This is a genomic window from Clostridium sp. Marseille-QA1073 (assembly GCF_054863625.1).
In genome coordinates, this window is record NZ_JBSVQM010000006.1 from 84,486 (window position 1) to 98,720 (window position 14,235).

Below are 14,235 nucleotides of genomic sequence, written 5' to 3' on the forward strand. Positions count from 1 at the left end.
ATTTATATCTCCTTATACAAAAACTACCTTCATAATACTAACATAGTAAATAATAATAATCAAATCTCAATAACTTGTTTAAATAAGAGTTTTATAAATTAGCTCATATTCAAAAATAGTTATTATAACGTTAAATATACAATATCTTGGTTAATTATTTTTTATACGCCTAAAATAAAATATACCTAGATTTTTTAATCTAAGTATATTTTATGTATTTAATCTTCATTGGAATTTTCATTTGAATTGTTGAATAAAATTGGTTTTAGAGGAGTAATTGTTGATATAGCGTGTTTATAAATTAACATTTGTTTTCCATCAGAATATAAAATAACTGTAAAGCTATCAAAACCAGTAACATTACCCTTTATTTGAAATCCATTTGTTAAATGTATTGTAACTGGTACTTTGTTTTTTCTAGCACCATTCAAAAATATATCTTGTAAATTATTTGTAGATTTACTCATTAAAAACACCTCCGTAAATATTAATTAACTTATTCTATGAATAATTATAAAATCCTTTTATTTGGAAAATTATTTAGTTTTAATTATTCATTAATATTTTTCTTTTAAAATCTTCTTCGATAAATTTAGTAACTTCATCATCATCATTAAACGTATCTTTGTCTACCCAAACTACTCTAGGATCTTTTCTAAACCATGTAAGCTGTCTCTTAGCATAATTTCTACTAAATTGTTTAATCATATCAATAGATTTTTCTAAAGATATCTCACCTTTTAAGTGATATAGTAGTTCTTTATACCCTATTCCTTTCATAGATTGCATATCTTCAGTATACCCTTTATTTTTTAATGCAATTACTTCTTCCAATAGTCCTTTTTCCATCATTATATCTACTCTTTTGTTAATTCGTTCATAAAGCTTTTCTCTATTCATTGTTAACACATAGTAATATACATTATAAGGTATATCATAAATATTTTGTTCAGCTAAATACTCACTCATAGTCTTACCTGTAGTCTTATATATTTCTAATGCTCTAATCACTCGTTTTAAATCATTGGGATAAAGCTTTTGAAAACTATCTTCATCTATTTCTTTAAGCATATTATGAACATAATCCTTGCCATTTTGCTCTGCTAGACTGCTTAAATACTCTCTATACTTTTCATCCTTACTGGTATCACCAAAACTATAATTGTAAATAAGGGAGTTAATATAAAGTCCTGTACCTCCTACCACCATAGGTAGCTTACTTTTATCATAAATTTTGTGGATAGCTTCCTCAGCGTATTCTTTAAATTGAGCTACACTAAATTCTTCACTTGGATTAATAATATCCACTAAATAATGCTCTATTCCCTTCATTTCCTCTTTAGTTATCTTAGCAGATCCAATATCCATTTCTTTATATATTTGCATTGAATCACAAGAAATTATCTCACCATTTAGTTTTTTTGCCAGCTTAATGGATATTTCAGTTTTTCCCACTGCAGTTGGTCCTGCAAGAATAAACAAATCCTTCATAAAATCTCACCTAAACTCTATTGTATTCTTTTAAATCTTTTTTCTAGTTCATTTAATGTTATTTTAATCATAGTAGGTCTCCCATGAGGACAAGTAAATGGTTCTTCAATATAACGCAAATCTTCCATTAACTTCTCCATCTCCATTATTGATAACTTATCATTAGCTTTTACTGCTGCTCTACAGGCAAGAGAGGCTATTTTATTATACTTAACTTCTGTAGTTTCTCCACTGCCTAGTTTTTTTAAATTATCTAATATTTCGTAAAATAGAGATTTTACATCAGGCTTACCTAAAAACATAGGTACTTCTCTTATACTTATAGTATTATCGCCAAAATCTTCAATTTTGAACCCAGCATTTTCAAAAGCCTCTACATTTTCACTATAATAAGGAAAATCCTCATAAGTTAGTTCAATAACTATTGGAGTTAATAAAATTTGAGAAACTACTTCTAAATTTTTTATTGATTTCCTATATTTTTCGAAAAGATATTTTTCATGAGCAGCATGCTGATCAATTAATATTAACTCATTATTACTCTCACCTATTATATAAGTATTATTAAACTGTCCAATAATATTTATATGTCCAAACTTAGGTTGTAAGTTTAAGTTTTCTATAGAGCTTTTTTCTATATTATTTGTTTTTAAAGTTTTAGTACTTATAGTTTCATTTTCAAATTTTTCTTCAGCTTTTTTTACTACTTCTTCTTTTCTTTCAAAGTTATTTATTAAATCTACATTTTTTAATGGTTTTAAATCTATAGGTATGGATTGAAATTCAATATCCTTATTTGATATTTTTCTTTCAAAAATACTGTCATTAAAGGCTTCTTGTTCATATTTAGGCTGTATATAATTATTATCTACATTTTCCTCTTCCTTTACAACTAAAACATCTTCTTCAATACTAAAAGAATACTGCATATATTCCCTTAATGCACTATGAACTCCATCAAATACTAGCTTAAATATAGATCTATCATCAAAGAATTTAATCTCTGCTTTAGTAGGATGGACATTAGGATCAATGAATTCAGGAAAAATATCTAAGAATAATACAAAGAAAGGAAATTTATTTATTGTTAAGAAAGATTTAAAGGCATTCTCTACTGCTGCAGTTATTGTACTATTTTTTATAAGTCTCTTATTTACAAATATAGATTGCCTATTTCTACTTCCTCTACTTATCTCAGCATTTCCTATAAAACCATGAACAGAAACTATATCATTATGCTTTTCAAAAGGAATTATATTTTCCTTTACTTCTTTTCCATATAATACTCTAATGGTCTCTACTATATCTTCTGTACCATAAGTATTTATAGTTACCTTACCTTTGTTAATTAGTTTAAAGGATATATCATGGTTTCCTAAGGCTAGTCTCAGCACTAAATCAGAAATTAATGAAGCCTCCCTTTGAGCTGATTTTAAAAACTTTTGACGAGCAGGCACATTGAAGAATAAATCTCTTACCTCTATAGTAGTTCCATCATTACAAGCTGTATCCATAATATGAACTACTTTGCCTCCCTCAACATATATTTCCTTTCCAAAGGGTTCATCCTTAGTTTTACTTTTTAATGTAACTTTTGATATAGCTGCTATGCTGGAAAGAGCCTCCCCCCTAAAGCCAAAACTATTAATATTATATATATCTTCTATACCTCTAATTTTACTCGTGGCATGTGGCATAAAGGCTTTTTCTATATCTTCAGGATGAATACCATCTCCATCATCACTGATTTTAATCAATTTATTTCCACTATCTTCTATTTCAATAATGATATTTTTTGAATTAGCATCAACACTATTTTCAACAAGTTCCTTTACAACAGAACTTGCTCTTTCTACAACCTCACCTGCCGCAATTTTATTTGAAGTTTCAAAATCTAAAATATTAATTCTTTTCAAAAAATCACCTCCTAATAAGAAAAGGTATTTTTATAGTGATTTTGCTTTCTTAATTAGTTCATATAGTTTATTAAATCCTTCCATTGGAGTCATATTCAAAATATCAATATTTTTGATTTCTTTCATTAAATTCATGCTTTGAATATCCTCGAATCCAAGCTGTATTTCTTCTAATACCTCAACTTTATTTTCTTTTTTAACTACTTTTTCTACATTTACTTTATCTATAGCTACTTCATTATTAGTAATTTCCTTTTGTAAGTCTTTCTCCTCTACAATTGCAGCGTTATTTTCAGTATAAATAGTAGTTATATCTTTATTATTGTTATTATCTTCAAGATGAGAGAGTATTTCTCTTGCTCTATCAATAACTTTATTTGGTATACCCGCTAATTTTGCAACTTCAATTCCATAGGATTCATCAGCACCTCCTGGAATTATTTTTCTTAAAAAAATTATACTATTCTCAACTTTTTTAACTGCAATTGAATAATTTTTAACACCTTTTATCTTGTTTTCTAACTTTGTAAGTTCGTGATAATGAGTTGCAAATAGAGTTTTACATTTAATATTGGAACTTTTACATATATATTCAATAACTGCCCAAGCAATACTTAATCCATCATAGGTGCTTGTTCCTCGTCCTACCTCATCTAATAATATTAAACTTTTATTAGTAGCATTTTTTAATATATTAGATACCTCCCACATTTCAACCATGAACGTACTCTTCCCTCCAGCTAAATCATCAGAAGCTCCAATTCTAGTAAAAATTTTATCGCATACAGAAATATCTGCTGATTTCGCAGGTATAAAGCTTCCTATCTGCGCCATTAAAGTTATAAGCGCAACTTGTCTCATATAAGTAGATTTTCCTGCCATATTAGGTCCAGTTATTAATAACATTTGATTATCTTTTCCATCTAACAAAGTATCATTTCCTACAAAGCTATTTATTGGTAACATTTTTTCTACTACAGGATGTCTTCCATCTTCTATTTTCAATATACCTTTTGTATTAATAGATGGTTTTATATAATTATTATCCCTTGCAACCTTACACAAACTACATAGTGAATCCAATTCTGATATAAGCTTTGCAGAAGTCTTCATCCTATCAACATGTTTTTCTACTTCTTCTCTAATAGTTACAAAAACTTCGTACTCTAAAGAAATTAATTTATCCTCTGCACCTAAAATTTTATCTTCCATTTCTTTAAGCTCAGGAGTTATAAATCTTTCAGCATTAGATAGGGTTTGTTTTCTTATATATCTTCCCTCTGGAATTAAGGATAAGTTACTTTTAGTTACTTCAATAAAGTAACCGAATACTTTATTATAACCTATTTTTAAAGATTTAATTCCAGTTGATTTCTTCTCATTACTCTCAAGATTGGCAATCCATTGTTTACCACATTTCTTTGAATTTCTAAGCTCATCAATTTCTTCATTATAGCCCTCTTTTATTATATTACCTTCTTTTACAGAAATCGCTGGACTTTCACTAATAGAACAATGTAAAAGCTCATAAATATCTTTTAAATCATCTAAGTTTTTTTCAATATCTATAAGTAAATCTTCACTAAAACTTGATAGTAAGTCTTTAATTCTTGGAATTTTTTCAATAGAGTTTTTTAGTGCTAAAAGTTCTTTAGCATTTATGCTTTTAGAGCTAATTTTACCAACTAATCTCTCTATATCATAAATATCATTTAGAGCCTCATCAAGATCTTCTTGTAGTGAAATATTTTTTATTAGTTCTTCAATAGCATTTTGTCTTAGTTCAATCTCTTTTTTATCTACCAATGGCTGCTCTATCCATTTTCTAAGTCTTCTTGCTCCCATAGCAGTACTAGTTTTATCTAATACTGAAAGCAATGACCCTCTCTTAGTTTTATCCCTTAAACTTTCTGTTATCTCTAAATTTCTTCTTGAGTTGCCATCAATTACAAGGTAATCAAAAATATTATAAATTTCAATAGTATCAATATTGGATAGCGTAACTTTTTGTGTTTCAACTATATAATTTAATAAACCATTACATCCTCTTACTAAACTTTCACTAAATTGAAGCTCTTCATAATTTTTAAATTGATTTTGTAACTTTTCTTCTTCTGTGGAGAAAAAATCCTCATCAAATCTTGATATAGAAACTTCAAATCTTTCTCTAATTTCCTTTAGTATTTCTTCACTAACCATATTTGATATTACTAGTTCTTTAGGATTAAACTTGGATATTTCATCTATAATAATATTTATATCATAATTAAAATCACTACAATAAAATTCTCCAGTAGATATATCACAAAAACATACGGAAGACAGGTTTTCACTAATATACAGACCCATTAAGAAATTATTTTTATTTTCTTCTAAAAAAGAAGATTCAGTATAAGTACCAGGTGTTACTATTTTTATTATATCTCTTTTTACTATCCCCTTTGCTACAGCTGGATCTTCTACCTGTTCACAAATTGCAACTTTATATCCTTTTGAAACTAATCTAGATATATAAGTTTCTGCTGCATGAAAAGGTACCCCACACATAGGTGCTCTATTTTCTAATCCGCAATCCCTACCTGTTAAAGTTAATTCTAGTTCTTTAGATACTAATTCAGCATCTTCAAAGAACATTTCATAAAAGTCGCCTAATCTAAAAAATAATATACTATCTTTACATTTATCTTTTATTTCTAGATATTGTCTCATCATTGGAGTGAATGACATATTCTTTATCTCTCCTTTATTCTTCTTATAAAAAAAGCGACATTGTCGCTTTTAAAGTTAGCATAATTTTTAAAATGTTAATTTTACTAATAAAAACTTCATTAATCATTTCCTAATTATAAATAAAAGGAATTTCTGTTTTCGCTATTAAGCATCTAAAAGAAAATAGCAAGTTAAAGATATTAGCTTACTTATATACCACAAGCTGTCAGATTTACTCATAGCGGTGCTATGGTAGATTTCTTACAACGCAGCATGATACAAAATAAACTAACATACTGTCTTGCTGCTGCTTTGAATATGCTTTAATTTAAAACAATGCTCTTAACTAAATTTGCTCCCCTATCAAAGAGAAGGATTGTGCTTTTGTTATTTTAACATTAGCAAGTTTTCCTATACTATCAGCATTTCCGGTAAAATTAACTAGCTTTCCTGTTCTAGTTCTGCCTGTTAATTTACTTTCATCATTTTTGCTATAACCCTCAACAAGAACTTCAACAACTTTATCAGCATATTCTTTATTTTTCTTAGCAGAAATTTCATTTACTGCTTCAACTAACCTATTAAATCTGTCTTTTTTAGCTCTTTCATCAACCTGATCTAACATCATATCCGCTGGAGTACCCTTACGTTTTGAATATAAAAAAGTAAATGCTGAATCATATTCAACTTCTTTAACTAACTCCAAAGTTTCAAGGAAGTCTTCTTCACTTTCTCCTGGGAATCCTACAATTATATCAGTAGTTAATGCCACATTGGGAATTCTATGTTTTATTTTTTTTATTAAATCTAAATATTGTTCCTTAGTATAATGTCTATTCATTTTCTTAAGTATTCTTGAAGAGCCAGATTGTACTGGAAGATGTATAGATTCACATAATTTATCACACTCTGCAATAGCCTCAATAACTTCTTCACTTAAATCCTTTGGATGTGAAGTCATAAACCTTACTCTTTCTAGTCCTTCAATTTGATTTATTCTTCTAAGTAGTGCTGCAAAATTAATTTCTGGTTCTAAACCCTTACCATAAGAGTTAACATTTTGACCTAATAGCGTTATCTCTTTATAGCCTGCTTTAACCATTTCTATAATTTCTTTTTCAATTTCTTCTGGTTTTCTGCTTCTTTCTCTTCCTCTTACATGTGGAACTATGCAGTATGTACAGAAATTATTACATCCATACATAATGGTAACAAATCCTTTGATACTACTTGCTCTATCAATAGGTGTTCCTTCTACTATATCCTCTTCCTTATTCCACACTTCTACTATAGGTCTTTCACCACCTAATGCTCTGCTTAAATATTCATTAAACTTATAAGCATTATGAGTACCTATTATTATATCTACATAAGGAAACTTTTTTATTATATTTTCTGCCATTCCTTCTTGTTGCATCATACATCCAGTTATTGCAATTACAAGCTCTGGCTTTTCTTTTTTAAGTTTCTTAAGTGCACCTAAATTTCCTTCAACTTTTTGTTCTGCATTTTCTCTAACACAGCAAGTATTAAATATTATTATATCAGCATCTTCTTTAGAGACTGTTCTTTTATAACCTAGTGGCTTTAATCCGCCTGATAACTTTTCGGAGTCTTCCTCATTCATTTGACATCCCCAAGTTTCAATAAAATATTTCAATTCTTTTATCATTATTCATTCTCCTTTGTAAGATTATAACCATTATTTAATTATATATAATTTCTTTAAATAATAAAAGTTTTTTCTACAGTATTTATTGTAATAAGCCTTTTATTATATTATACTTTAAAATATTAAAAAACTGAAATTGCAACTCCAATAATCTTACAAATGGCTACAGTACTACAATACAGTATTACAAATTATTATTTATATTAGATTATAAGAACTGAAGAATAAATCTATTATTATGTAGAATCTACTCTTTCTATGACATAAAATATTCTCTAATTATTTTCTTTATATATGGCTTAAAATTATTTAAAAATCATAATTTTTATAATTAAGCAAAATTTTCCTATAACCTTGAAAACCCCATGATACTTAAGTTATAATTGAAATATACGAAGTTTATTAAATTTTCGTTAAATTTTTATTTTTATTATGAGGGGGTGCAATATGAGTTTACAATATGCAGACAGAATATCAAATATTAAAGCATCAGAAATTAGAGAGTTATTAAAGTTAAGTGAGCAGCCTGAAATTATCTCATTTGCAGGCGGTTTCCCTGCTCCAGAGCTATTTCCAAAGGAAAAATTAGCTGAAGTTACTAGTAAAGTTTTAATTGAGCAAGGAGAAATAGCATTACAATATACAACTACAGAAGGATATTCTCCTCTAAGAAAAATAATTGTTGAAGAAAGAATGGCACCAGCAGGAGTTAAATGTGATATATCAAATATTATGCTAACTAATGGTTCTCAACAGGGATTAGAATTTTCTGCAAAACTTTTTATAAATGAGGGAGATATAATTATATGCGAAAGTCCAAGTTATCTTGGAGCTATTAATGCTTTTAAAGCATACAATCCTAAATTTGTAGAAATTCCTATGGATAAAGACGGTATGGTTATAGAAGATCTAGAAAAAGCTTTAAAAGGACATTCTAATGTTAAAATGATTTATACTATTCCAGATTTTCAAAATCCAAGTGGAATAACTATGTCTTTAGAAAGAAGAAAGCGTATAGCTGAATTGGCAGCAAAATATGAAATTCCAGTTATAGAGGATAGTCCCTATGGTGAATTAAGATTTGATGGTGAAAGATTACCATCTATTAAAGCTTTCGATGAAGCTGGATATGTAGTTACGCTAGGTACATTTTCAAAGACATTCTGCCCTGGTTTAAGACTTGGATGGATTGTAGCAAGTCCAGAAATATTAAAAAAATACGTACTAATTAAGCAAGGTGCTGACTTACAATGTAATACATTATGTCAAATTTCATCTGCAAAATTTATGGAACAGTATAAACTAGATGATCATATTGCTAAAATAATTGAAGTTTATAGAGTTCGTAGAGACTTAATGATAGACAGCATGAAAAAATATTTCCCAAAAGATGTGAAATTTACATTTCCTGAGGGAGGATTATTTACTTGGGTAGAATTAAGAGAAGACCTAGACTCCTCTAAGATTATGGAAGATGCACTTAAAGAAAAAGTTGCCTATGTTCCAGGAGCTTCTTTCTTTCCAAATGGCGGAAAGAAAAACTTCTTTAGATTAAATTACTCTAATATGACTAATGAAAAAATTATTGAAGGTATTAAAAGGTTAGGAAAAGTTCTTTATAAACATTATGGCGATCAGTAAGTTCAGAGCAGTAACAGCAAAATATAAGTAAATATAATAAAAATTCTCCTTTTAGGAAAAACTATACCTAAAAGGAGGATTGTAATATGTATAATGCTAAAGATATTGATAAGCAAAAGAAAATTTCTGTAAGTTACAATGGATTTGAGGAAAGAAGTTATTTTAGCGGAAAGTTTAAAAATTGCACTATTTTTGATATTAAATCTTCTTATACTTCTTTCACTGATATAGCTGAAATAAATAATTCTAATAAAAACAATCTATCTTAGAGTCAAATGGAGGATTAAAAATGAAGTTTTCAAATCGTATTCAAAAAATGCATTATTCATCAATTCGTAAATTAGCGCCTTTTGCTGAAGCTGCTAAGAAAAAAGGTATTCAGGTTTATCATTTGAATATTGGACAGCCTGATATCGAAACTCCTTCTACTTTCATGGAAGGAATAAATAATTATCATGACAAAGTTTTAAAATATGCTCAATCTCAAGGTATCGATGAAACAATTAATAGCTTTAGAAAGTACTATAAAGAATGGAATATAGACTTTGATTACAATGAACTATTAATAACAAACGGAGGTTCTGAAGCTATTTCTTTAGCACTTACGGCTATAGCTGATGATGGAGATGAGATAATAATACCTGAACCGTTCTATACTAATTATTCTGGCTTTGCTCAAGTTGTTGGAGTTAATGTAGTTCCTTTCCTTACAAAAGCTGAAAGCGGTTTTCATCTTCCACCAAAGGAGGAAATAATAAAATATATAAACCCTAAGACAAGAGCTATTATGATATCTAATCCTGGAAATCCAACAGGAGTAGTTTATACTGAAGAAGAAATAAGAATGCTTGCTGATATAGCTAAAGAACATGATATATTCTTAATTTCTGATGAAGTATATCGAGAGTTTGTATATGATGATTTAAAATATACTTCAGCACTATATATGGAAGATGTACAAGATAGAATCATACTTATTGATAGTATTTCTAAGCGTTATAGCGCTTGTGGTGCTAGAATAGGTTTAGTAGCATCTAAAAATAAAGAACTGATTGCACAAATTTTAAAAATTTGTCAAGCAAGATTATGTGTTCCAACTATAGAACAGTTAGCTACTGCCAATTTAGTTAATACTCCAAAAGATTATTTTATTAAAGTTAAAGCTGAATATGAAACAAGACGAAATATATTATTTGAAAAACTTTTACAAATTCCAGGAGTAACTTGTGAAAAGCCAACGGGAGCGTTCTATGTTATGGTCAAGCTTCCTATAAAAGATTCAGAAGATTTCGCTAAATGGATGCTAACAGAATTCAATCATAATAATAAAACTGTTATGTTTGCACCTGCTGAAGGCTTTTATGCTACAGAAGGTTTAGGTAAAGATGAAATAAGAATTTCTTATTGCTTAAATAAAGAGGCTTTGAAAGATGCTATGGATATTTTTGCTTTAGGATTAGAAAAATATAGAGTTTTAGAAAGATAAAATAAAAAGATAGATTGATTTATCAATCTATCTTTTTTTATACTGTGTAGCCCCAAGTACAAAATTCTTTTTCAATTTTAAAATCATGTTCCTTATATAACTTTAAAGCTTTGATATTATCACTATTACATTTTAAATATATTTCTTTAAAATTATTATCTATAGCTATATTTAATAGATGTTTTAACAAAATCTTACTATAACCTCTATTTCTAAATTCATCTAATATTCCAAAATTCACTATTGAAACCTTGTTATTTTCTTTAATTAATTGACCATATCCTATAAATTTTTCACCATATTTTATAAATATAGAGCCTTCATTTAAATAATACTTTTGTTCTTCTTCAAATACTATATCTTCTATATCTATTTCAACTCTGCTGCTAGTTTTAAAAATTTTATTTTGAAGACTGCATCTGATTTTTTCATCTTCTCCTATTTCAAAAGTTTTAAAGTTTATTTCTGGAGGTAATTTAAAATTATATTTTCTTCTAATATAGATTTCATTTCAAATACTTTATTTACTTCTTTAAATCCTATATCAATTAATAATTTATTAAACTCTCCATCTGCTTCAAATAAACTTCCCTTCTTAAAAGATTCAAAAAATTTTCTATATAATATTGCTTTATCATTACTACAATTTATATACTATTAATCTTATAAAAATTTTTACATATTCTTGTAAACCACATATATCCTATATATTCTCTATTATACTTTAATAATTTAACATTTTTATTATATAGAAGTTTATTAATAGGATTTAAACTATTATAACCTTTAAAAAAATCTTCTTTTGTAAATTCAAAACACACATTTCCTCTGCTCAATTTCTTAAATTTATTAATATTAAACCAACTTAGGTTTTTACATTTATACATATACCCTCTCTTAACACTAACTACTAGATTACTATATTTTACTTTATAACCTTTTCTATTATTCCAAATTTTAAACAATTGAAACTTAATAAGTAAACTAATTTAAGTAGTAGTACATATTTATTATATTAATATATCTTGTTAAGAAGTTAATTACACCTAATATATTTATAAAATATTAAAGCTTTACTATACAAAGGCTCTTGTTTAATAATTAAATATTTTACATTAATAATACTATCTATAATTTAATATTAATTTTCATATTTTATAAAACTACAATCTTGATCTTTTGATTAGTAAAAAATATTTAAATTCGTAGTCTCTTATTTTGATATTTTTAACTCTTTAACTACATATTAAAATTGCTATCTAAATAATTGATTATTACAATTATTTTACCTAACTGAATAAACTATTTATAAATCTATTATACATCAAAAAAGCCATCATGTGATGGCTTTCTATCAATCAACTTATTAATTATAAATAGCAATTCTTAAATTTGTTCTACTGCTTTTATACTTAATGATATTCTTTTATTTTCTTCATCTACTTCCATTATTTCTGCTTTTATATTTTCTCCAATTTTTAATACATCTTTTGGTGTATCTATTTTATTAGTACTAATTTGCGAAATATGAACTAGACCATCAACTCCAGGCTCTAACTCTATAAAAGCACCAAACTTAGCAAATCTAACTACTTTTCCAAGGACAATATTTCCTACAGGATATTTATTTTCCACATTTATCCATGGATCTTCTGTTAATTTCTTTAGACTTAGAGAAAGTTTTTTATTCTCTTTATCTATATCTATAATATACACTTTAATTGTTTGTCCTATTTTTACCATTTCTTTAGGGCTCACTAACTTATTCCAACACATCTCTGATATGTGAAGTAATCCATCTACTCCATCAATTTCAACAAATGCACCAAAGCTTGATATTCTTCTTACAATACCTTCTACTATTTGATCTTTTTCAAGTTTTTCCCAAGTTTCTTTTTCCTTCTTCTCTTTTTCCACTTGAAGAATTTCTCTTCTTGAAGCAACAATCTTCATTCCGATTTTTTGTTTTTCAAATTCAATGATTTTAACCTCTAAAGTTTCTCCAATTAAAGTTTTTAGATCCTTGATTCTCTCTAAAGATATATGTGATGCAGGTATAAATATCTTTATTCCTTTATATGTAGAAATAATGCCCCCTTTTACTTCTTCTATGACCTTAACTTCAATAATTTCTTTATTTTCAAAAATTCTTTTTAACTCTTTATATAACTCTTCTCTCTCAATTTCAACTCTAGAAATAACTATATATCCATCTTGATTTCTAACACTTATTATTTTACCTTCAACCATATCACCAACTTTAAAAATGTCAGTTAGTTTGGCATTTTCATCTTTAGTGACTTCATTGATTGGTAAATAGGCTTCATTTTTTGCCCCTATAGTTAAATATGCTTCTTTATCGGAAATTTTAAATATTTCTCCTTTAATAACTTTTCCTACTCTTAATTCAATACCATCATCCATATACTTTTCATATTCTTGCATTTCACTATTAATCATTGTGTTCTCACCTTTCATTTTTAATATAGCCTCCTTAATTATCCAATCTGGTGTTGATGCTCCAGCTGTCACACCTATTTTTTTTATTTCTGCATCTTCAATAAAATCCGTTGGTATTTGATCAGCATTTTCCACATGAATAGTTCTATTACAATTTTTCTTACATATTTCATAAAGTTTAGTAGTATTAGAACTATTATACCCACCTATAACTACCATAGCATCTACTTTTTTAGAAATATCCTCTGCAGATTTTTGTCTTACTTCAGTAGCACTACAAATAGTATTAAAAGCTACTATTTCTTTACACTGATCTACTACTTTATTCAAAACCTTATGCCAATTACTTTGTTTTTCAGTCGTCTGTGAAACCACACAAATTTTTCTTGGGAGATTTTCTAAATTTTCGCCATCTTTAGATATTATAGCACTATTATTACACCATCCATTTATTCCTATTACTTCAGGATGATTTTCATCTCCGACAATTAAAATACTATATCCTAATTTATAATAGTTATTTACCTTCATTTGAATATTATTAACATAAGGGCAAGTAGCATCTACAATATTTAATTTTTTATTTTTCAAAGTATTTAGGATATTTTCTGAAATCCCATGTGATCTTATTATTACCACATTATCTTCATCTAATTTATTTATATCATCATTACCTATAGAGTATATGTTATTTTCTTTCAATAGCTCTACTACATCATTATTGTGAATTAATGGTCCTAGTGTATATATGTTATCAGTATATTCTTTTTTCTTATTTAAAGCTGTATCTACTGCTCTTTTCACACCAAAACAAAATCCAGCTTTATCTGCTAATAATATTTCCTTCATTTGTTTCACCA

The 14,235-nt window shown here is 27.4% G+C and carries 10 protein-coding genes; 3 read left to right on the top strand and 7 right to left on the bottom strand.

Annotated features, from left to right (window positions below; genetic code table 11):
- Positions 1-218: 218 nt before the first annotated feature.
- The 5 genes from hfq to miaB all read right to left on the bottom strand — a co-directional run bounded on the left by hfq (position 219) and on the right by miaB (position 7,788).
- On the bottom strand, positions 219-467 hold the full coding sequence (hfq, locus tag ACY1IQ_RS07265; RefSeq protein WP_461613322.1) for an RNA chaperone Hfq: 249 nt from the start codon (positions 465-467) through the stop codon (positions 219-221).
- A 79-nt stretch (positions 468-546) separates the two neighbouring features.
- Positions 547-1,491, bottom strand: a complete 945-nt coding sequence (gene miaA, locus ACY1IQ_RS07270) for a tRNA (adenosine(37)-N6)-dimethylallyltransferase MiaA (RefSeq protein WP_461613323.1) — start codon at positions 1,489-1,491, stop codon at positions 547-549.
- A 17-nt stretch (positions 1,492-1,508) separates the two neighbouring features.
- Positions 1,509-3,407 carry a DNA mismatch repair endonuclease MutL gene (gene mutL, locus ACY1IQ_RS07275; protein WP_461613324.1) on the bottom strand — a complete coding sequence of 633 codons (1,899 nt, stop codon included), beginning with the start codon at positions 3,405-3,407 and terminating at the stop codon, positions 1,509-1,511.
- A 30-nt stretch (positions 3,408-3,437) separates the two neighbouring features.
- Entirely contained in the window at positions 3,438-6,134 is a 2,697-nt protein-coding gene (gene mutS, locus ACY1IQ_RS07280) for a DNA mismatch repair protein MutS (protein WP_461613325.1), read from the bottom strand.
- 328 nt (positions 6,135-6,462) lie between these two features.
- Positions 6,463-7,788 carry a tRNA (N6-isopentenyl adenosine(37)-C2)-methylthiotransferase MiaB gene (gene miaB / locus ACY1IQ_RS07285; protein ID WP_461613326.1) on the bottom strand — a complete coding sequence of 442 codons (1,326 nt, stop codon included), beginning with the start codon at positions 7,786-7,788 and terminating at the stop codon, positions 6,463-6,465.
- A 447-nt stretch (positions 7,789-8,235) separates the two neighbouring features.
- On the opposite strand from miaB, the gene ACY1IQ_RS07290 reads away from it, so the two are divergent.
- The 3 genes from ACY1IQ_RS07290 (at position 8,236) to ACY1IQ_RS07300 (ending at position 10,915) form a co-directional block, all read left to right on the top strand.
- Positions 8,236-9,429 (top strand): aminotransferase-like domain-containing protein, encoded by a 1,194-nt coding sequence (locus tag ACY1IQ_RS07290; RefSeq protein WP_461613327.1) that lies wholly within the window; start codon positions 8,236-8,238, stop codon positions 9,427-9,429.
- Between the two features lie 86 nt (positions 9,430-9,515).
- The gene (locus tag ACY1IQ_RS07295; RefSeq protein WP_461613328.1) at positions 9,516-9,698 is read left to right on the top strand and encodes a hypothetical protein; all 183 of its coding nucleotides are present in this window, start codon (positions 9,516-9,518) and stop codon (positions 9,696-9,698) included.
- Between the two features lie 20 nt (positions 9,699-9,718).
- Positions 9,719-10,915, top strand: coding sequence for a pyridoxal phosphate-dependent aminotransferase (locus ACY1IQ_RS07300; RefSeq protein ID WP_461613329.1), 1,197 nt, complete (start codon positions 9,719-9,721; stop codon positions 10,913-10,915).
- Between the two features lie 37 nt (positions 10,916-10,952).
- Here the strand turns inward: ACY1IQ_RS07300 and ACY1IQ_RS07305 are convergent, their stop codons facing one another.
- Both ACY1IQ_RS07305 and ACY1IQ_RS07310 read right to left on the bottom strand, forming a co-directional pair.
- A complete protein-coding gene (locus ACY1IQ_RS07305; protein WP_461613437.1) occupies positions 10,953-11,420 on the bottom strand; it encodes a GNAT family N-acetyltransferase in 468 nt (155 codons plus the stop codon).
- A gap of 881 nt (positions 11,421-12,301) precedes the next feature.
- Positions 12,302-14,224: a bifunctional 4-hydroxy-3-methylbut-2-enyl diphosphate reductase/30S ribosomal protein S1 gene (locus ACY1IQ_RS07310; RefSeq protein WP_461613330.1), complete on the bottom strand. Its 1,923-nt coding sequence runs from the start codon at positions 14,222-14,224 to the stop codon at positions 12,302-12,304.
- Between the last annotated feature and the right edge of the window lie 11 nt (positions 14,225-14,235).